The sequence below is a fragment of the Sulfitobacter pacificus genome (assembly GCF_030159975.1).
GTDB classification, from domain to species: Bacteria; Pseudomonadota; Alphaproteobacteria; order Rhodobacterales; family Rhodobacteraceae; genus Sulfitobacter; species Sulfitobacter pacificus.
On sequence record NZ_BSNL01000001.1, the window covers coordinates 289,907 to 310,774 of the forward strand.

The window sequence follows — 20,868 nt, forward strand, 5'->3', positions numbered from 1 at the left end:
TTGAATATAACCCCCAATCCATCGCTTATTCGACTTGATGCGTCAATGGTGGGGCTGCAATTCTCGGGTCCGCAGAAAGGACAGGGTCGATATCTTTGAAACGTGAGGATAAGCTTGTGGCCTACCCTTGACGACTTTTGCAAATAGAGAGACTGACATGACCAAACTGCTGATCACCCGCCCGCTGCCACAACTGGTGCAGGATGCGGCGAAGGGGGCATTTGACGTCACCGTCCGCACTGAAACCACACCCCTTACTGTTGCAGAACGCACCACCGCGCTGCGCGATTTTGATGCGGTGCTGCCAACCTTGGGTGATCAGTTTCCCGCAAAGGCTTTTGTGGAAAAGCCCCGCGCACGTATTCTGGCCAACTTTGGTGTGGGGTTTAATCATATTGATGCAGATGCGGCCCGTGCAGCAGGGCTGGAGGTGACAAATACCCCCGGTGCTGTCACCGATGCGACGGCGGATATTGCCATGACACTGATGCTGATGACCTGTCGGCGCGCGGGCGAGGGCGAGCGGATGGTGCGCGCCGGAAACTGGCCCGGCTGGCATCCGACCCAATTGTTGGGAATGCATGTCAGCGGCAAGACGCTGGGCGTGGTGGGCATGGGCCGGATCGGCAAGGCGATTGCCAAACGTGCCGCAGCCGGGTTCGGGATGAAGGTGGTGTTTTACAATCGCTCCGAAGTTAACGATCTGCCATTCGAGGCAACCCAGCTTGAGAGCCTGCACGCGGTGATGCAGGCCGCGGATGTGGTGGTGCTGGCCGTGCCTGCCACGCCGCAGACGCATCACATGATTGACGCGGCAGCTTTGGCGGTGATGACGCCGGACAGCTATCTGATCAATATCGCACGGGGCGACGTGATGGATGAGGTGGCCCTGATCACCGCCTTGCAAGAGAAACGGATCGCGGGGGCGGGGTTGGATGTTTATGAATTCGAACCCAAAGTTCCCGCCGCGCTGATTGCCTTGGAAAATGTGACCTTGCTGCCGCATCTGGGCACTTCGGCCCAAGAGGTGCGCGAACAGATGGGGCTGATGGCGGTGGAGAACCTGATTGCCTTCTTTGACGGCAAGCCGGTGCCAAACCCGGTCTGAATCAGCCGACACAAAAAAGGGGCGCGCCAGATGGCACGCCCCGTTCTTTGCTTCTGCGGGTGGGCTTACTTCCAACCAACCGCGTCAAAGATTTTCTGTGCTTCGGGCAGATTTTTCGCTACATCCGACAGGTTCACGTCGTCCGCTTTGAACTCACCCAGTTTTGCAACGCTTTCGCTGCGGGTCACACTTGGGACGGCAGGGAATTCGTCGTTACCCGCAGAGAAATACTGCTGTGCCTGATCGGAGGCGAGGTATTCAAGGAAGGCAATGGCGTTGGCCTTGTTGGGGGCATGCGCCGCAACACCACCACCGGACAGGTTCATATGCGCGCCTTCTGCGTCCTGTGCTGGGAAGATCCAGCCGATTTGTTCGATATCTGCGCTCAGGCCTTTGACGTCTTTGCGCAGGGCGCGGGCAAAGTAATAGGTGTTGGCAACGGAGATGTCACACTGGCCTGAAACGATACCGCGCAGCTGGTCTGTGTCACCGCCTTCTGGATCACGAGCGAAGTTGGCCACCATGCCGGTCGCCCAGTCTGTTGCCGCTTCGATGCCGTGGTTTTCGATGATGGAGGCCAGCAGGGTCTGGCTGTAGACGTTGGTAGAGGAACGGTGGCAGACCATACCCTTATACTTTGGATCGGCCAAGGATACGTAATCCATTGGCGGGTCTTGTACATCGGCCTTGTCGTAAAAGATGATGCGCGCACGCTGCGAGAAAGCAAACCACTGGTTGTCGCTGTCTTGCAGGTTCGCCGGAATACGCTCTTCCAGAACAGCATTGTCAATGGATTGCAAAACGCCCATCTCCTTGGCGCGTGACAGGCGTGATGTATCAACGGTCAGCAATACATCAGCAGGAGAGTTCGCACCTTCGGCCTGCATACGGGCCAGCAGCTCGTCCGCCTTGCCTTCAATCCGGTTGATGGTGATGCCGGTAGCTTCGGTGAAATCGGAGTAAAGCCGCTCGTCTGTGTCATAGTGACGTGAGGAATAAAGGTTCAGCTCACCCTCAGCGAAAGCGGCATTGGCCATCAGTGTTGAGGTGGCCAGAACGGCGGTGGCGGTATGTTTGAAGAACGACATGGGAATCCTTGGTGCAAGTAGTTTACTGATTTACTCAATTAACGGAGATGTTGAGGGGCTGCAACATTCTTTATCAAAATAGTCAGAAATGCGCCGCTGATCGATACCATTGGCCCGCACTGGTCACGCGCAAGGAACAGCAGCCCGTCAGCACAAACAAAACAACTTTGGAAGCTAAGGCTTGATAATCTCATTTGTTAGCGCTAACCATGCCGCAAATTAATGCGGAACCCCTATAGGAGCGTTTGTCATGACCACCAAGATTGCAATCAATGGATTTGGGCGTATTGGCCGATGCGCCCTGCGGGCCGTTTTCGAAAGCGGGCGGGATGACATCGAAGTTGTCGCGATCAACGATCTGGCCCCGGCAGACCACCTCGCGCATTTGCTGAAATACGACTCGGTACATGGCACGTTCCAGCGTGATGTTTCTGTTGACGGTGACACATTGCACGTCGATGGTCATGCGATCCGCCTCACAGCCTCGCCCAAACCGGCAGAGCTGCCATGGGGTGACGTTGATGTCGCGCTTGAATGTACCGGGCGCTTCAACAGCCGTGATCAGGCCGCGGCACATCTTGAAAATGGATCAAAACGCGTATTGGTTTCCGCCCCTGCATCCAAGGTGGATCGCACGGTGGTTTATGGCGTGAACCATCAAGAGCTGACGGCGGAAGACGTGATCGTTTCCAATGCTTCCTGCACCACCAACTGCCTGGCCCCTGTGGCCAAGGTTCTGGATGATGCCTTTGGCCTGTCCACCGGGTATATGACCACGATCCATGCCTATACCGGCGATCAGCCCTCCCATGACCGCGATCATTCCGATCTGTACCGTGCACGCGCCTGTGCACTGTCGATGATCCCGACATCTACGGGGGCCGCGCGGGCCATCTCATTGGTGCTGCCGCATCTTGAGGGGCGTCTTGAAGGATCTGCCATCCGCGTGCCGACGGCAAATGTGTCACTGGTTGATCTCAGCTTTATGCCCGAGCGTACGGCGACCGTTGAAGCGGTAAACGCCGCGATTCAGAATGCGGCCAACGGGGCGCTGAAAGGTGTCTTGGGGTATGAGGAAGCGCCGCTGGTCTCATCCGATTTCAATCACAACCCGATGTCATCGATCTTTGCCCCGGCGCAAACCAGTGTCACATCTGCGGGCATGGTGCGGGTGGTCAGCTGGTATGACAATGAATGGGGTTTCTCAAACCGGATGCTGGATACTGCGGCCCATATCAGCAGCCTGGCCTAAGATCAGGCGACTTAGGCGAGGGGCGGGTAATCATCGTGCTGACGCAAGGTAGAGCGTGTGCGCGACCTAGATGGCGGTCTCTTTAGTTACGTAAAACAAGATTGAATTGATCACAGTTGTGATTTCTGTCGCGGGTATTTCATCTGCCCGCGACACTGGCGTTTGCGTTGCTTCCTAGCAGCACGGATGAGCGCGGCGTGCCTGTCATATCTAAAAGAGGTGACTGTGCGCATCTATTCGGATGGAAACGGTTGCCTAAACGTCAATTTGCCCGTAGGAGTGGCGATGTTAACGCTAACAGTGGGTGATTCATGGCCGTTCATGCAAAGATTCAGGAAATTACCGATCGGATAATTCAACGCAGCGCAGCCTCGCGTGATGCCTATTTGTCCCGCATGCGGGCAGCTGCCAGCAAGGGCCCCTCTCGCGCACATCTGTCGTGCAGCGGGCAGGCACATGCTTTTGCCGCTGCGGGCGAGGATCAGGGCGCGTTGGCGACAGGTATTGGTGGCAACCTTGGGATTGTCACAGCCTATAATGATATGCTGTCCGCGCATCAGCCTTTTGAGGTTTTCCCCGATATCCTGCGTGATGCAGCCCGCAGCGTCGGTGGCACAGCGCAGGTTGCTGGTGGCGTTCCGGCGATGTGTGATGGCGTGACCCAAGGTGAGGCGGGCATGGAGCTGAGCCTGTTTTCGCGTGACGTGATTGCCATGGCGACTGGCGTGGCACTTAGCCATAATGTATTTGACGCTGCGGTGTTCCTCGGAGTCTGCGACAAGATTGTTCCGGGGCTGGTGATCGGTGCGCAGGCTTTTGGTCATCTGCCAGCAGTGTTTGTGCCAGCAGGGCCAATGACCAGCGGTCTGGCCAATGATGACAAGGCGATGGTGCGCCAGAAATTTGCCGCAGGGGAATGCGGCCGCGAAGAGCTGATGGCCGCCGAAATGGCCGCCTACCACGGGCCTGGCACCTGCACCTTTTACGGCACTGCCAACACCAACCAGATGTTGATGGAGTTCATGGGGCTGCACCTGCCGGGATCGAGTTTTGTCACCCCCAACACCGGTATGCGCATGGCGCTGACCGCTGAAGGTGCGCGGCGTGCCTTGTCGCTGTCGGCACTGGGCGAAAACTATACGCCGGTCTGCGATATTCTGGACGAAAAGGCGTTTGTAAACGGTATGGTTGGCCTGATGGCGACAGGCGGGTCAACGAACCTGCTGATCCATCTGGTCGCAATGGCGCGGGCGGGTGGCATTGTGCTGACACCGGAGGACTTCTCTGACATATCTGAAATCGTGCCGCTGCTGGCGCGGGTCTACCCCAACGGCCTGGCGGATGTGAACCACTTCCACGCGGCTGGCGGTCTGGGGCTGGTGATCCGCGAACTGCTCAAGGGTGGATTGCTGCACCCTGACACGATGACAGTCGCGGGCAGGGGGCTTGCGCACTACACAGAGGAACCGTTCTTGCAGGATGGTGAATTGATCTGGCGGGAGGGCACAGAAACCACCCTGAACGACAAGATCGTCGGTACAATCGAAACACCTTTTGCCGAAACCGGCGGGTTGAAACGGCTTAAGGGGTCTTTGGGCACCGGCGTGATCAAGGTCTCTGCCGTGAAACCGGAATTCCACATTGTTGAGGCCCCCGCCCGTGTGTTCCATTCACAAGAGGATGCAAAGGCGGCATTCAAAGCAGGAGAGTTCACGGGCGACGTGATTGTTGTTGTCCGCTTTCAGGGGCCCAAGGCCAATGGCATGCCGGAACTGCACAGCCTGACACCCATGTTGGCGATCCTTCAGGGGCGCGGCCAAAAGGTGGCGTTGGTGACGGACGGGCGCATGTCGGGTGCATCCGGCAAGGTGCCCGCGGCCATCCACGTCTGCCCCGAAGCGGTGGACGGCGGACCGATTGCGCAGGTACAGGATGGCGATATGCTGCGGCTGGATGCGGTGAACGGGACATTGGAAAACCTGAGCACAGAAGCCGCCGGACGTCCTATCGCAACAGCGGATCTGACCGGCGGCCACACGGGCACAGGTCGCGAGCTGTTTGCGCCGTTTCGTGCATCCGTGGGTGCGGCAGAAACAGGCGCATGCGTCTTTGGTTGGTAAGGATATGAAAATGGAAAACTCACGTTCAACAGAAGCCCGTAAGCTTTGTGCATTGGCCCCGATCATTCCGGTGTTGGTTGTGCATGATGTGGCTCACGCCCGCCCCTTGGCCGAAGCTTTGGTGCGCGGCGGGTTGCCTGTTCTTGAGGTAACCCTGCGCACGCCCGCCGCGCTTGAGGTCATTTCAGAGATGGCCAAGGTCGAAGGCGGCTATGCCGGTGCGGGCACTTTGGTCACACCCGAAGATGTTGCCGCCGCTGTGAAGGCCGGTGCGCGATTTGGCGTATCACCGGGGGCCACCGGTGCGCTGCTGGATGCGACAGAGGCCGCAGGGTTGCCGATGCTGCCCGGTGCGGCAACCGCCTCCGAGGCGATGGCGCTGCTGGCGCGTGGCTATGATGTGCAAAAGTTCTTTCCCGCCGAAGCCTCCGGCGGCGTTGCAGCCCTGAAAGGGATTGGCGGGCCTTTGCCCCAGATCACATTCTGCCCGACTGGCGGGATCAACCCGGGCAATGCGGAAAGCTACCTGTCACAGCCAAATGTAATCTGTGCCGGCGGCAGCTGGGTCGCGCCAAATGATCTGGTTGCAGCTGGTAAATGGGACGAGATCGAAGCCTTGGCCCGCGCGGCCAGCAAACTGGCCCGCTGATTTCAGCAGGCGTAGTGCGGTGTCATGTAACGCAGATGCAAAAGTGACGGGCGTGATCATACGACAGGTTTGACCACGCCTTTTGCACACCAGTCATCAAACACCGCAAGCGCGCTGCGGGTGAAAACGGCGTCGTTGATATGCCCCTTGACCCGGTGTTGTGCCACGTGGTCGGGGCAGGTTTGTTCCAGCGTATCATAAAACACCTGCAACCCCTCTGGATCACAAAGGTCCGCCCCGCGCCGGTCCCATTCGCCCAAGCCGTCTTCTGGCAAGAAAAGCGCAACTGGGGCTGTGGCGGTCTCAAGCTGGCGGGCATGGGCGCGGGCAACCGCACGGCGCTCCTCATGATTCAGGACAATAGAGGTAAGCAACCGGTTGTGATCATGGCGCAGATGCTGCGCCCATTTCTCAGGCACAGGTTGCCAGCCTACGATATCAACCAGATCGTAACAGCCGGGCGCGACCAGCTGCGGCGTGCCTTTCTTTCCGGCGTTGGTCAGACGGTCCGCCCCGGCGGAAATGTTGGACCCATGGATATGATTGCCCAGTTCTTGCGTGCAAAAGTCGAAAACACAGGCAAAGGCCCCTTGCGCTGCCAGATTTTCAAACGCTCGCCCGCCCATGCCGGTGGCATGGAAAACCGCAACCTCGAAACCGCGCTCTTCCAGCGCCGGTTTCAGATCAACCATATAGCGCAGGGCGGATTTCCCTAGCGAGGTCATGCCAATCAACGGGGCCTTGCGCTCTGGCAATTGCACTGCCCGCGCCGCGCCCAGTACCGCACCCGCGGCTTGGCTAAGCGAGGCTTTGCACACAGAATTCAAACCATAAAGCCCGCCAGCCCAAAGGATCATCTGGGTGTCTGCCGCCAGCCGTTCTGCCGGGATCAGCGGCGAAAACGCCACGGTCGAAACGATGTATTTCGGCACCCCCAAGGGCAGCGCGGCGCAGACATCTAGGGCAAGGTCCGTGCCCATTGTGCCGCCCAGAATGATCACCCCCTCAAACCGGCCCTGATCATGCAACTGTGCCGTCAGGGTCGCGGCAGCTTTGGCCATGATCTGCATCGCTGAGTTTTCATCGCCGCTGGCGATGGCGGTTTCGATCGAACTGCCCCCTGCCGTTGCGACCTGATGTTTGGAGTAATCTGCAGGCTGTGAGGGGTCTCCCAGAACGGACACATCCATTGTCACTACGGCGCCGCCCTGTCTGCGGATCGCCTCTGCCATATAACTCAGCTCGGCATCTTTGGTGTCGTAGGTGCCGATCACAAGGATGGATTTATCAGGCATGGGGACTCCGGGTTGGGGCCGTCTGTCCGGTTTGTGAAACCGGGGTGGCGGCGGGTTAACGTTGCTGGGTGTCGTGCAGGTCGTGATCCACTTGCGGTGAAGGATTGCGAAGCTCGCGCAACAGAGTGCGCAGATGCAGCGCAATCACCAAAAGGATCATGACAAACAGGATGAAGGAGATGGGCCGGTCAATCATATCAAACGGCGTCTTGAGACGTGGCATGGCAGAGCGCAGTTTCACCTCCATGATCCCGCCCAGCACCATTCCAAGGATGATCGGCACCAAGGGCAGGTTCAGCCGTTTCAGGATCAGCCCCAGCACCCCGAATCCTGCGGCCAGAATGCAATCGGTCAGGGAGTTGCGCAGCGAATAGACACCGACAAAGCTGAGTATCAGGATCATCACCCCCAGCAGACGTGTGGGCACCCGGATGATTTTGGTCAGAAGGTTGGTCGAGACCATCAAAAAGCAGATCACAATGACGTTGAGCAGGATCAGCGCCAGATAGAGCCCATAAACCAGATCAATGTTGTTCTGGAACAGTTGCGGGCCGGGCACGACGTTATGAACATAAAACACTGATAGCATCATCGCAGTCAGCGCCTCACCGGGGATACCTAGGGCAAGAAGCGGGATCATCGCGGCGGCGGGGACCGCGTTATTGGCTGCTTCTGATGCGACCAGACCTTCGGGCGACCCCTTGCCAAATAGGGCAGGGTCATTGGACGTTTTTTGCGCATAGGTGTAGCTCATGAATTGTGCGGTGAACTCCCCGACACCGGGGATCATCCCCATCATCACACCAAACCCCGAGGCCATGCTCGCCACTCTCTTATGTTGTGCGATCTCGCGAAACCCAGAGGTCAACCGGCCCTTGGTCGGTTGCGCATCGGGGCTGTTGTCCTTGTCGGTCAGCAAAAAGAACGCTTGGCTAAGCGCGAACAGCCCCAAGACGACAACGATCAGATTGATGCCGGAACTGAGGAAGGACAATTCAAATGTGTACCGCTGTGTATAGGTCACCGCATCCAGCCCAACCGTGTTCAGGAAGATCCCGAACATCGCCAGCATGCCGGCGGCAAAGATCTGGCCGCGATGGGCCAGCACAACAAGGATGATCCCCAGTAAGGCCGCGAGGAAAATCTCGCGGCTGCCGAACATCGGGGCAATCAGGGCAAGCACTGGTGACAGCAGGATCAGGCACAGGATGCCGAATATCCCACCCCAGAAGGACGCGGCATAGGCCAGTGACAGCGCGCGATTGCTTTCACCGCGTTGTGTCATCGGATACCCATCATAAGAGGTCAGCGCGTTCACCGCCGTGCCCGGAGTGTTGATCAGGATCGCGGGAATGGCCCCGCCGTACATGGAAGACCCATAGATGCCAAGCAGCATGGTCAGCCCGACAATAGGATCCAATGAAAAGGTCGCGGGCAACAGGATGGCAATGGCCACCGCAGGGCCCACCCCAGGAATTGCACCGATGATCACCCCACCGATTGAGCCAACAAGAAGCGCAAGGATCACATCCCAGCGCGCCAGCATTTCGGCCCCTGCCATCAGGTTTTCCATCAAGACCCTCTAGAAATAATTCAGCATAATCAGGCGCAGCCCGTCGGGCAGGCGTTCATAGACTGCCCCGGCGGGCAGTTTGACCTGTAGGAAAGTTTTGAACACCAAAACAATTCCGACGGCGCAAAGCGCGGTCCAGATTAGGATGCGCCGGCTGCGATACCCGGCGCGCAGAACCAGAAGCAGGGCAAACAACAAGGTTGTTGGAAGATACCCGCCATAAGGCACCGCAAGGGCGTAAAGGACAAACCAGCCGGCATATTCAAACGAGGCAAACCAAACGCGCACCTCCCGCCAGCGCCCTTCGATCCGCTCGGACAGGAAAGAGCCCAGCAAATGCAACGCGGCAAACATGGTCATCCCGATCAGCGAAACGGCCGGCCAGAACCTTGGTTGCGCGGGCAGCTTTGCACCGGCACGCCAAGTGGTCTGTTCAACCAGCTGCGACAGCAGAAATACCGAAACGGCAAGCATGACGCAGGCAAAGACGATATCGCCGGGCCGCCGGTAACGTTTGAACAGCGCCTGTAATGTCCGCACTCGCGACATCATTGTCCCCTGTCTGATTGCCCATTGTCTGCATCGATCGGGCTACGGGATGTAGCCCGACCGTGTTCAGGCATTATTCTGACAGCATCTCGCCGATGTGATCCAGTGTCTTGATGTCCGCCTCGATCTGGGCGGTGACCTCGTCGGCGTTCTGCCAATAGACCAATGCACCGGTTTCAGCTGCCAGTTTCTGGGCGCGCTCTGACATGACCGTTTCCTTGGCGACATCAATGATCTTGGTGCGCACGTCTTCTGGTGTGTCCTTGTGCACGAATAACCCGTTCCACAATACCACGTTCAGATCCGGTGCAAGCTCGGCCACCGTTGGCGTGTCCGGGGTGAGCGAAATCCGCTCCGCCCCGATAGAGGCCAGCACCTTGACGTCATCGAGGCACGGCAGGATCAATTGCAAGGTGGTGTTGATCACGTCAACATCGCCGGAGGCCAGCGTATTGCAATCCAGCGCGTCAAAGGCTGCGTCAGAGGCATAGGTGAACCCCATTTCCTTGGCCAAGGCCAATGTCACGCGGGTCGGTACCAGCGGGGCACCGAAATGGCCCAGCACAACGTCGGTCTCTTTGGCATGTGCCGCAAGCCCGGCCATATCTTCATAAGGGGCATTGCCCCCGGCCGCGATCACAAAGGGATAGGTCAGGAAGTTCCCCAAAGGTTCAAACGGGTTTGGTGCCAGTTCGGGAATGCCGATCTGCGGTCCAACAACCGGAATGGCAATCAGGAAGGATCCGACTGTGTACCCATCCGCTGGGGCCTTGGCGACCTCTATAGCACCGGGAAAAGGGCCCCCGCCGCCACCGGGTTTATTCACCACCGCCGCCGCAACACCATATTTGACCTGAAAATCCTCGGCGATCATGCGGGTCAACACGTCCTCCAGATCACCGGGGGGCCATGGGACGATGAATTCGACGGGTTTCTCTGGATACTCGGCGTTTGCTGCCCCGGCGAAACCACTGGCGACCACCGCCAAAGCGGTGAGGGCTTTCTTACAAATATGCATGTTCTCTCCCCTATGCGGTTCATTTATTGAACCGGCGTTACGGAAAATAGCCTGCCCCGCAATTCCCGCTGCGTCAATTTCTTTTCAAACATTCTTTATTAACACCGAGTGAATCTGCCTGTTGAAGATGCCGCTGGGTTTGGGTGGTTGAGTTGCTAGGGCAGTATCTGACGTGGAACCGGCGAGGTGCCTGGTCCCTTGCTGGCGGTGGTGACTAATGATCACTTGCAGATTCTCCTCTCGGATCAGATTCCATAGGGGGCTTACGAAATCTCCCGCAAGAATTGAGTGGATGGCAGGGCGGACCCTCAAAAATTGCAAGGGTCGAACGTGGCGTATCCCCCTTATTTCTCTGTGCAAAACAACAGGGTGAAGAGACCAAGAAACGCCCCGCATCACGCCCGAAGTTGTGTTGACTCGGCAAAGCCAACCTCTCTATCGTGATCCACATAGCGGAACGATGTTTCAAGAATTGCATCGCCGCCATGCCCGATGCTTGCGCAGACAGGTCGGGAAATATTTGGGAGGATGATCATGAACTATCTTACTTCGGCGATTGCCGTGCTGGGTCTTTCAGGCTCGATGGCGATGGCGGCAGACTTTGAATTGCCAAAGCAAATGAGCTGGACAGCTTATGGCACCGGCTCTGCTGGATATAACCAAGCTGTGGCAATTGGTGCGGCGCTGCAAGATGCTGCTGGTGTGAACCTACGTGTGCTGCCGGGCAAAAACGATGTATCCCGGACAGAGCCATTGCGGCAGGGCCGTGTGCAGTTTTCTGCAACAGGTGTTGGCGGCAGCTTTATGGCGCAAGAGGGCGTGTTTGATTTCGGCACAGAGAACTGGGGGCCACAGCCGGTGCGCGTCCTGATGGCGAACAACGGTGGTGCGATCAACCTTTCGGTTGGGGTTGCAGGTGATCTGGGGATCGAAACCTATGCCGACCTCAAGGGCAAACGTGTGGCCTATATCGTTGGCGCACCAGCGCTTAACGTCAACACAGAGGCCTATCTCGCCTATGGTGGTCTGACCTGGGATGATGTTGAGCGTGTTGATTTCGGCGGTTTCGGCGCAAGCTGGACCGGGCTGATCGAAGGTCAGGTAGATGCGGCATTTGCCTCTACCAACTCGGGCAAGGCCTATGAGGCAGAAGCGGGCCCGCGCGGTCTGTTCTGGCCGCCGGTTGATCCGGCCAATACCGAAGGGTTTGCCGCACTTCAGAGCGTGGCACCGTTCTTCCAGCTGAACAAAGCCAAAGTGGGTGCCACCATTGATGGCACAGATGGATACCAGGGGGCGGGCTATGCCTATCCGGTGCTGACGGCAATGGAAGCAACAGAAGCTGACCTGGTTTATAACATGACCAAAGCGATGGTTGAGCTGTTCCCGAAATATGATGGCAATTCACCCGGCATCGGCGGTTGGGCGATGGACAAGCAGAACATGGAATGGGTTGTTCCCTACCATGAGGGGGCGATCCGTTATTATAAAGAACAGGGTGTCTGGTCTGACTCCGCGCAGGCGCATAACGACAATCTGGTTGCACGTCAGGCGGCCTTGGCCGCCGCATGGGAAGCAACCAAAGCAGCGGCACCTGCAGATTGGGAAGCCGCCTGGAGCGAAGCCCGACGCAAGGCACTGGCTGACGGTGGATTTAAAGTCGTCTTTTGATCCACAGAGCTAACGGAAACCGGCTGGCATTTATGCTGGCCGGTTTGCCCTGTATTGTTTTAGACAAGAGTATCCCCAATGTCAGATTCAAACGCCCCAACTCCCTTGCCCGCAGGGGCCGAACAGGTTGCCATTGATGGGGAAACCCCCGCAGAGCGTCTGGCCGGACCCGCCCGCTGGGTTGTCGTAACCGGCACGTTGCTGTCATTGGTTTTGGTGATTAACCAGCTGTTTAACCTTCAAATTATGGGACTTGTCCTGATCGAAGGGCGGTACCTCTATATCCTTGGCGGCCTGTTTCTGGCGCTGAGTTTCCTGATTTTCCAGATGCGTGGCGGCAAGGGCGGTGTGCCTTCCTTGTTGGACTGGCTTCTGTTCGCCCTATCCCTGGCCTGCACCGGATATCTGGCGCAAACAGCGCAGGCGAATCTGTCTCAAGGCTGGGAATATGCGGCGCCGCAAATGGCGCAATATGTCTCGGTCGTTTTCTTCTTTCTGATCCTTGAAGCGACACGGCGTGCAGGCGGTTTGGTCCTGTTTCTGATCGTGTGTTTCTTTGCCTTCTACCCCACATTCGCGGGTCATGTGCCTGACCCGTTTTCCGGGTTTCAAAGCACCTTCATGCAAACCGTACCCTATCACATCTTCTCTGCCGAAAGTTCGTTTGGCATCCCGATGAAGGCCTTTGGCGGCGTGGTGATCGGGTTTATCCTGTTTGGCGCAGTGTTGCAGCGCACCGGCGGCGGGCAGTTCTTTAACGATCTGGCACTTGGTCTTGTCGGCGGGTATCGTGGTGGTGCGGCCAAAGTGTCGATCTTTGCCAGCGGGTTCATGGGATCAATGTCCGGTTCTGTCATTTCGAACGTGCTGACCACTGGCGCGGTTTCAATCCCCGCCATGCGCAAAACCGGTTTCAGTGCAAAAACCGCCGCTGCGACAGAGGCCTGTGCCTCTACCGGCGGCGTGTTGATGCCACCCATCATGGGGGCCACCGCTTTCATCATGGCGTCCTTCCTCTCGCGTCCTTACGTCGAAATCGCCCTTGCCGCGGCCATTCCCAGCATCCTGTTTTATTGGGGGCTGTTCACCGGCATCGATGCCTATGCCGCCAAACGCGGGCTGCGCGGATTGCCGCGCCCAGATCTGCCGCGCCTCAAGGAAGTGATGACAGAGGGCTGGCCCTATATTTTTGTCTTTGCCCTGCTGCTCTATATGATGATCGGCCTGCGTCAAGAATCCTCCGCGCCATTTTATGCGACAGCGTTGCTGCTGGTGGTGAACCAGTTCCGCGCCCGGTTCCGCCTGAACAAACAACGGCTGGGCAATATGATTGTCGGGGTTGGCATGGGGCTGGCCGAGTTGACGGCAATCCTGCTGGGTGTGGGGCTGATCGTTGGGTCGTTTTCCGCCACCGGCCTTGCCGGAACGCTGGTGAACGAGCTGGTCTTTATGGCCGGTGACAACACGCTTGTACTGTTGGCAATGGGCGCGCTGACCGCGTTTATCTTTGGCATGGGGATGACGGTGACGGCCTGCTATATCTTCCTTGCTGTGGTGCTGGCACCAGCGCTGGAGGCGGGCGGGTTGAACACCCTCGCGGTGCATCTGTTCATTCTCTATTGGGGCATGGTCAGCTATATCACGCCGCCCGTTGCACTGGGGGCCTTTGCGGCGTCGACCATGGCCGGGTCCAACCCTATTGCAACCGGGTTTGAGGCGATGCGCCTTGGCGGCGTCATCTATATCGCACCGTTCTTCTTTGTGCTGAACCCCGCGCTGATCGGGCAGGCCCCGGCGTGGGAAGTGGCTGTGGCGTTGACCTCGGCCCTGATTGGCGTTGCGATGATTTCTTCTGCGTTACAGGGGTACATCAGCCTTGTTGGTCCGCTGGAAGGCAGTGCAGGTATGCCGTTGCGCATCCTGTTGTTCTGTGGCGGCGTGTTGATTGCCATGCCGCAGACCGCATTGGTCAATCTGGGCTATCTCGCGTCTTTCCTCCTTGGGGTCGCCCTATGTGCCCTGCCAATGCTCATCGCCTGGCGCAGCAATGCCGCTGGCCCGAACCCAGCCTGAGACAGATGATACCGATCACGCCTGCCGTCACCGAAACACCGCCCACCGAAACCATCGTCGCCCGCCTGCGCAGCAACGCGGTGGCGCATCCTGACCGGCTGGCGCTGGTCTGTGGTGATACTTCGGTCACCTGGGGGGCATTTGACAGACGCATCAACAGGGTTGCCAACCTGCTGCTGGCACAGGGGCTGTGCAAGGGCGACAATGTGGCGGTGATTTCGGCCAATTCCATCGCTTATGCAGAATTGTTCATGGGCATTCTGCGGGCGGGGGGCTGTGTGACACCGCTGTCCTCCATGGCGTCGCCAGATGCGCTGCACAAGATGCTGACAGATAGCCGAGCCAAGGCGATTTTTGTGGCGGCGCAATATCAGGAGCTGGTGGCGGGGTTCATCGGTGAACTGCCGTTGGCGCGGTTTGCAATCGATTTTGAACAGGCAGGTTTCGACGATTATGAAACCGCTTTAGACAGCGTCCCCGACACTGATCCGATGGTCGCGGTTGACCTGTCCGATCCGTTCAACCTGATCTATTCCTCTGGCACCACCGGCACGCCCAAGGGGATTTTGCACAACCACTGGATGCGCGCCGCCCAGATGGAGCGGGTTTCGCCAAATGGCTATGACGATAACGCCCGCACGCTGATTTCGACGCCGCTTTATTCCAACACCACCATTGTCGCCTTTCTGCCCACCTTGTTTGGCGGATCAACGGTGTATCTGATGCCCAAATTCGATGCGCGGGAGTATTTGCAAATCGTCGAACGGGACCGGATAACCCATACGATGCTGGTGCCGGTGCAATATAAACGGATCATGGATGTGCCCGATTTTGACAGCTTTGATCTGTCTTCAATGCGGGTCAAATTCTCGACCTCGGCACCTTTGCGTGCGGATGTGAAGCAAGATGTGCTGGCCCGCTTTCCGGGTCGCCTACTGGAGTATTACGGCTTGACCGAAGGGGGCGGCGTGACTGTGCTGGCGGCGGATGAGTTCCCGGACAAGTTACATACAGTGGGCAAGCCGACCCCGGGTAATGACATCCGGCTGATCGACGTGGATGGTCAGGAAGTGCCACAGGGTGAGGTGGGTGAGATCTGTGGTCGCGGACCGACAATGATGTCGGGGTATTTTGGCCGTGACGATCTGACCGCGGACTACATTTGGCGCAACGCGGAAGGGCAGGTTTATTTCCGCTCTGGCGACATGGGCTATTTTGATGCGGATGGTTTTCTGATCCTGTCGGACCGCAAGAAGGACATGATCATATCGGGCGGTCTGAATATCTATGCCAATGATCTGGAATTGGTGCTGCTGCAAGACGAAGATGTGATTGATGCGGCCGTGATTGGTGTGCCCTCCGAGGCATGGGGCGAGACCCCGCTGGGGCTGGTGGTCTGTCGGCCCTCTGCGGGGCGAAGCGCGGCGGATATTCTGGACAGCGCCAATGCACGGTTGGGCAAAAGCCAACGATTGTCGCAGGTCGAAATTCGTGACACCTTGCCGCGCAGTACCATCGGCAAGATCCTCAAGAAAGATCTGCGTGCCCCTTATTGGGAAAAGGAAACCCTGTGAAAGATAAGCCGCTGTCAGCGCAAAAAATGAACGGTGCCGAAAGCCTGGTGCATACTCTGTTGGCCAATGGTGTGGATGTTTGTTTTACCAATCCTGGTACCTCGGAAATGCATTTTGTGGCTGCGCTTGATCACATTCCGGGCATGCGGTCCGTGCTGGCCCTGCAAGAGGGGGTCGCGACAGGGGCGGCGGATGGCTATTACCGGATGGTGGGCAAACCCGCCTCGACCCTGCTGCACCTTGGTCCCGGTCTGGCAAACGGCTTGTCCAATCTGCATAACGCAAAGAAGGCCGGTTCGGGGGTGGTGAATATCGTGGGTGAACATGCCTCGACCCATATCGAACTTGATGCGCCGCTGACGTCTGATATCGAAGGAATTGCCCGCCCCGTCTCGCATTGGGTGCGTAGCTCGGCGTCATCTGAAACCGTGGGCACGGACGCCGCCGAGGCGGTACAGGCCGCGATGATTGCGCCAGGCCAGATTGCCACGTTGATCTTGCCAAGTGACACGGCCTGGAACAGCGGTGGGGTGGCGCAGGATGCAATTGAACTGTTCGCACCGGCCCCCTTTGATCAAAGCCAGCTTGCACAGGCGGTTGACGCGCTTGACGGCCCAGAGACCCTGCTGCTGCTGGGGGGCGGTGCCTTGACCGAAAGCAATCTGGAAACCGCAGGGCGCATTGCCGCCAAGACCGGCTGCAAGATCCTGTCGGAATGGTCGAACGCACGGCTGGAACGGGGCGCGGGACGTGTGTTTGTGGGCCGTGTGCCTTACCCCATCGACATTGCGCTGGAGGTGCTAAAGCCGTTCAAACGCATCGTGCTGGTCGGGGCGCGTGCGCCCATCGGGTTTTTCGCCTATCCCGGCAAACCTGCCATCCTGACCCGTGATGGTGCGGAAATACTGACCCTGGCCGGTGCGGGCGCGGACCTGAGCGCAGCGCTTGCGGCGCTGGCAGATGCGACTGATGCAACCACAACGCCGCCCGCCCATGTTGCAGAGCCCTTTACGCCAGAGCGCCCTGAGGGGCCGATTAATCTGGATAATCTGGCCGCGATGATCGCCCGTGCCATTCCTGAAAATGCCATTGTGGTGGATGAATCCGTGACCACGGGACGCGCGTTTTCACCTGCTACCAAGGGCGCTGCGAAACACACTTGGCTGAACAACTGCGGCGGTTCCATCGGCTATGGCCTTCCAGCGGCAATTGGTGCTGCCGTCGCCTGTCCCGATCGCAAGGTGCTATGTCTGACTGGCGATGGCTCGGCCATGTACACGGTGCAATCGCTGTGGACCATGGCGCGGGAAAACCTTGATGTAACGGTACTGATCTTTGCCAACCGCAGCTATCAGATCCTGCGGGGCGAGTTGACCAATGTGGGTGTCGGCAACCCCGGTCCACGCGCCATTGACATGCTAAGCCTTGACCGACCGGCGCTGGATTGGGTGCAGATGTCCTGTTCAATGGGGGTGGATGCGGTGCGGGTCACAGAGTGTGACGGGCTGGAGAATGCACTGGCGGATGGGCTGGCCAGCGGTGGGCCCAATCTGATCGAGGTGATGCTGTAACGCGGTGACAATGGGTCGTCCGCAGCAGGGGCAAAACGGCGGAATATCATCAAAGACTTGCATCATGGCCGCTTCATGCGCATTCAGGTTCCTGTGTCAAAACCATCAGATCATACTCACCCTCCCTTGACCGCCCTTGGCTGGTCCAGCTTCTTTGCCGATCAGGTAGGTCGTGATGAAACAGGGCTTACCCCTTTGCGCATCGCGACGGTGCATCGTTCGCGCCTGACCGCTGAAGGGGCCTCGGGGCCGGTAAAGGTGAACCTGCCTGCTGCGTCGAAAACCACGGATTTTGCCGTCGGTGATTGGGTGCTGAGCGATCCTAAGACCCTAATGTTTGTCCGGTGTCTGGATCGGCGCGCGCTGTTGCAGCGCAAGACCGAAGGGGCACATCTGCCGCAGCTGATTGCGGCCAATGTTGATACGCTGTTTATCGTGACCTCTTGCAATGATGATTTCAATGCCGCGCGGCTGGAACGCTATCTGGCGCTTGCAAATGAGGCGGGCACTGACCCGGTGATCGTCCTGACGAAAGCAGATCAGGCAGACGATACCGCGCCCTTTGTTGATCAGGCCGCGGCCCTGCAACGGGGGCTGCCCGTGGTCACCTTGAATGCCAAGGCGACCCAGGCGGCGGATACGCTGGCCCCCTGGTGTGGTCCGGGGCAAACGGTGGCGCTGGTTGGGTCCTCCGGTGTTGGTAAATCAACCTTGCTGAACACGCTTGCGAATAAAACGGGCGAAGACGTTCAGGCCACGGGCGGCATTCGCGAGGATGATGCAAAGGGTCGTCACACCACCACCGCGCGCTCGTTGCATACCACGCAGGCCGGTGGCTGTGTGATTGACACACCCGGCATCCGTACATTGCACGTCAGCGATCTTGCCGTCGGTCTGGATATCTTGTTTGCCGAGATCACCGAACTGGCCCCCGAGTGTAAATTTCGCGACTGTACCCATGCCCATGAACCGGGGTGCGCTGTACAGGCAGGGGTTGCGGCGGGTGATGTTGCGCCGGAACGGCTTGAACGCTGGCGTAAACTGGCCGAGGAAAACCGCGACAATACTCCCACAACCACAGGGCCACGCGGCAATAAGAAACCGCAAGGACGGCGCAAGAGACGCTGAGTGCCCTTTCTATATCGCTGCATGGATGCGAAGATATCGCCATGTCGAAGAAAACTCTGAACGCGGAAAATCTGGCGGCCCTAGGCGCGCAAACTCTGGCTGATCTGCTGATCGAGGTCAGCACCGGCAGCGCCGAGATCAAACGGCGCTTGCGGCTGGAATTGAGCCATAACCTTGGCCCCGGCGAATTGGCCCGCGACGTGCGCAAACGTCTGGCCTCAATCCGGCGGTCCACCAGTTTTGTCGGATGGCGCAGACGCAAGGCGCTGATCAAGGATCTGGCGACCCAATCAGAGATGATCACCGATAAGATCGCGCCGGAGGCACCTGATGTGGCCTTTGATCTATTGTGGGAATTTATCGATCTGGCCCCCTCGGTTTATGAACGTGTTGACGACAGCCGGGGAGATGTGGGTGATGTGTTTCGCGCGGCATTGGCGCAGCTTGAAGAGATCGCACCGCGCGCCGGTCTGAACCCTCAAACCCTTGCGGCGCGGGTCTGGGATGCGCAGCGTGACAACGCATATGGTGCCTTTGATGGGATCATTGGCCTGATGGCACCGACACTGGGCGCAGCGGGGCTGGAGCAGCTCAAACATTTGGTGCAGGCACATGCGCAAACCCCGGTGGAAGAACCGGAGGGTCATGCCGCCATCCAGTTTCTACGCGATCTGCGCAGCAGTGGTGGTAACTATGCTGCAGAGCAGAAATCACGCCTGATCAAACAAAGCCTTCAGGAAATTGCTGCCGCTGAAGGTGATACGGATGCCTATGTTGCGCAGTATTCTGCGGCGGAACTGACCCGCCCGCATATCGCCGCAGAAGTGGCAGAGCTGCACCTGAGCGAAGGCCGGGCCGAGGCGGGGCTTGCGGTGTTGACCGGTGCCGATCTGAGCCAGCGTCGGGAGGATGATTTGCGTTGGGATACTGCGTACATCGCCTGCCTGCTGGGGATGGAGCGACTGGAGGAGGCGCAGACGCACCGATGGTCGGTGTTCTGTGCAACGCTGGATGCCGGTGTTTTGCGCGACTACCTGAAAGTGCTGCCTGATTTTGAAGATGTCGAAGTGGAAGACGAGGCCAAGGCCCATGCCTTGCAGTTTGACGACATGGCCACGTCCTTGCGGTTTTTCCTCGACTGGCCTGACCTGATCTTTGCTGCCAAACTGGTTGAGGACCGTGCCGAGGAACTGGACGGCAACCATTACCAGTTGTTAACCCCCGCCGCCGAGGCCCTGCGCGACAGGCATCCCCGTGCGGCGGTGCTGTTGTGGCGGGCGACGATTGATCATGTTTTGGGAGAGGGGCGAACGACCCGATACGGCCATGCGGCGGATCATCTGATGGATTGCATCGCTGCGGATCTTGAACTGACGGACTATGGCCGTTTTCCCGCACATGCGGATTTCGAAAGCTATCTGCGCACGCGGCACAAACATAAATCTTCGTTCTGGGCGCGGGTGCCCTAGGTCTTTTTGCGCAGATGGTAGGTCAGTGCGGCGGCGATACAAAGGCGCAATGCGTCGTTGGTCTGACCCTCGGCTGTGTCCACAAGAACCGCCCGGTTTTTTGAGTATTTTAGCGCGTTGCCAAATTGTTGACGAAACCCTTCGACAAGGGAGGTGTTGCAGTTGAAAAATAACGCGGGCAGGCCGGATGTTTTTTCAACGCCAAGGCGGATTGTGCTGCCGGTTTTATTCTGGCTGGTCAGATAGGCGGGTTCGCCCCAACGCAGCGCCTCTTCCAGCGAGCCGATGCGTGGATCTGACTGCGCAACGTCAAAAATCATCTGGCGCAGGGTCAGTAAGACGGCACGTTGCCTTGCACCGAACTTTTCAAACGCGGGCAGGATATCCGGGGGCACAGCAGGCATGTTTTTGATTCGATTCTCTTCGGTCGCACCAATCATGGGCAAAATCTCTGCGATGTTCTGACATATTTTAAGAGATTTAAAAGCAATGGGATAGGGGGTTTCGCGTGATTTAGGGCGATTCCCCCATGCCGTTTTGGTAAATTTCTCTTGTGTCATGAAAATGTTGTGAAATTCTACTACATGCACGGCGAGCGGGAATGGTGATCTGCACGCACCTCGCTTGAAGTCTATCGGTTTGCGTGTATCGTTCGCAGGTCTGACAACCGGCTCGGGATCAAATCCGAAGGGCCACAATGACAACGCACCACTGCGGTGCAGGGGAGAAA

General features: G+C 58.1%; 16 protein-coding genes. 10 read left to right on the forward strand and 6 right to left on the reverse strand.

Features of this window, described 5'->3' with window-relative positions; translation table 11 throughout:
* Window positions 1-157: 157 nt before the first annotated feature.
* Window positions 158-1,108 (forward strand): 2-hydroxyacid dehydrogenase, encoded by a 951-nt coding sequence (locus tag QQL78_RS01580; RefSeq protein ID WP_284369890.1) that lies wholly within the window; start codon window positions 158-160, stop codon window positions 1,106-1,108.
* 65 nt (window positions 1,109-1,173) lie between these two features.
* Here QQL78_RS01580 and QQL78_RS01585 read toward each other — a convergent pair whose 3' ends face one another.
* Window positions 1,174-2,196 carry an extracellular solute-binding protein gene (locus QQL78_RS01585; RefSeq protein WP_284369892.1) on the reverse strand — a complete coding sequence of 341 codons (1,023 nt, stop codon included), beginning with the start codon at window positions 2,194-2,196 and terminating at the stop codon, window positions 1,174-1,176.
* Between the two features lie 250 nt (window positions 2,197-2,446).
* Here QQL78_RS01585 and gap point away from each other — a divergent pair, with 250 nt between their 5' ends.
* From gap to eda, 3 genes are all read left to right on the forward strand, one after another.
* Window positions 2,447-3,448, forward strand: a complete 1,002-nt coding sequence (gene gap / locus QQL78_RS01590; protein ID WP_284369894.1) for a type I glyceraldehyde-3-phosphate dehydrogenase — start codon at window positions 2,447-2,449, stop codon at window positions 3,446-3,448.
* Between the two features lie 311 nt (window positions 3,449-3,759).
* Window positions 3,760-5,568, forward strand: coding sequence for a phosphogluconate dehydratase (gene edd, locus QQL78_RS01595; protein ID WP_284369896.1), 1,809 nt, complete (start codon window positions 3,760-3,762; stop codon window positions 5,566-5,568).
* A gap of 10 nt (window positions 5,569-5,578) precedes the next feature.
* Complete coding sequence (gene eda, locus QQL78_RS01600) at window positions 5,579-6,217, forward strand: bifunctional 4-hydroxy-2-oxoglutarate aldolase/2-dehydro-3-deoxy-phosphogluconate aldolase (RefSeq protein ID WP_284369898.1); 639 nt, start codon at window positions 5,579-5,581, stop codon at window positions 6,215-6,217.
* Window positions 6,218-6,273: 56 nt separating this feature from the next.
* Here eda and QQL78_RS01605 read toward each other — a convergent pair whose 3' ends face one another.
* The 4 genes from QQL78_RS01605 to QQL78_RS01620 form a co-directional block, all read right to left on the reverse strand.
* Entirely contained in the window at window positions 6,274-7,512 is a 1,239-nt protein-coding gene (locus tag QQL78_RS01605) for a Tm-1-like ATP-binding domain-containing protein (RefSeq protein ID WP_284369900.1), read from the reverse strand.
* Window positions 7,513-7,567: 55 nt separating this feature from the next.
* A complete protein-coding gene (locus tag QQL78_RS01610) occupies window positions 7,568-9,085 on the reverse strand; it encodes a tripartite tricarboxylate transporter permease (RefSeq protein WP_284369902.1) in 1,518 nt (505 codons plus the stop codon).
* A gap of 9 nt (window positions 9,086-9,094) precedes the next feature.
* A complete protein-coding gene (locus tag QQL78_RS01615) occupies window positions 9,095-9,634 on the reverse strand; it encodes a tripartite tricarboxylate transporter TctB family protein (RefSeq protein WP_284369904.1) in 540 nt (179 codons plus the stop codon).
* A gap of 73 nt (window positions 9,635-9,707) precedes the next feature.
* Entirely contained in the window at window positions 9,708-10,652 is a 945-nt protein-coding gene (locus tag QQL78_RS01620) for a tripartite tricarboxylate transporter substrate-binding protein (protein WP_284369906.1), read from the reverse strand.
* A 534-nt stretch (window positions 10,653-11,186) separates the two neighbouring features.
* Between QQL78_RS01620 and QQL78_RS01625 the strand changes: the two genes are divergently transcribed.
* The 6 genes from QQL78_RS01625 (at window position 11,187) to QQL78_RS01650 (ending at window position 20,138) form a co-directional block, all read left to right on the forward strand.
* Window positions 11,187-12,323, forward strand: coding sequence for a TAXI family TRAP transporter solute-binding subunit (locus tag QQL78_RS01625; protein ID WP_284369908.1), 1,137 nt, complete (start codon window positions 11,187-11,189; stop codon window positions 12,321-12,323).
* 78 nt (window positions 12,324-12,401) lie between these two features.
* The gene (locus tag QQL78_RS01630; RefSeq protein WP_284369910.1) at window positions 12,402-14,396 is read left to right on the forward strand and encodes a TRAP transporter permease; all 1,995 of its coding nucleotides are present in this window, start codon (window positions 12,402-12,404) and stop codon (window positions 14,394-14,396) included.
* A gap of 5 nt (window positions 14,397-14,401) precedes the next feature.
* On the forward strand, window positions 14,402-15,970 hold the full coding sequence (locus QQL78_RS01635) for a class I adenylate-forming enzyme family protein (RefSeq protein ID WP_284369912.1): 1,569 nt from the start codon (window positions 14,402-14,404) through the stop codon (window positions 15,968-15,970).
* Between the two features lie 26 nt (window positions 15,971-15,996).
* Window positions 15,997-17,541 carry an acetolactate synthase large subunit gene (locus QQL78_RS01640; protein WP_431358332.1) on the forward strand — a complete coding sequence of 515 codons (1,545 nt, stop codon included), beginning with the start codon at window positions 15,997-15,999 and terminating at the stop codon, window positions 17,539-17,541.
* Between the two features lie 75 nt (window positions 17,542-17,616).
* On the forward strand, window positions 17,617-18,669 hold the full coding sequence (gene rsgA, locus QQL78_RS01645) for a ribosome small subunit-dependent GTPase A (protein ID WP_284369916.1): 1,053 nt from the start codon (window positions 17,617-17,619) through the stop codon (window positions 18,667-18,669).
* A 41-nt stretch (window positions 18,670-18,710) separates the two neighbouring features.
* Window positions 18,711-20,138, forward strand: a complete 1,428-nt coding sequence (locus QQL78_RS01650) for a DUF6880 family protein (RefSeq protein WP_284369920.1) — start codon at window positions 18,711-18,713, stop codon at window positions 20,136-20,138.
* Here the strand turns inward: QQL78_RS01650 and QQL78_RS01655 are convergent.
* The gene (locus tag QQL78_RS01655; protein WP_284369922.1) at window positions 20,135-20,836 is read right to left on the reverse strand and encodes a hypothetical protein; all 702 of its coding nucleotides are present in this window, start codon (window positions 20,834-20,836) and stop codon (window positions 20,135-20,137) included. The two genes, QQL78_RS01650 and QQL78_RS01655, sit on opposite strands and share 4 nt — an antisense overlap.
* Window positions 20,837-20,868 lie beyond the last annotated feature (32 nt).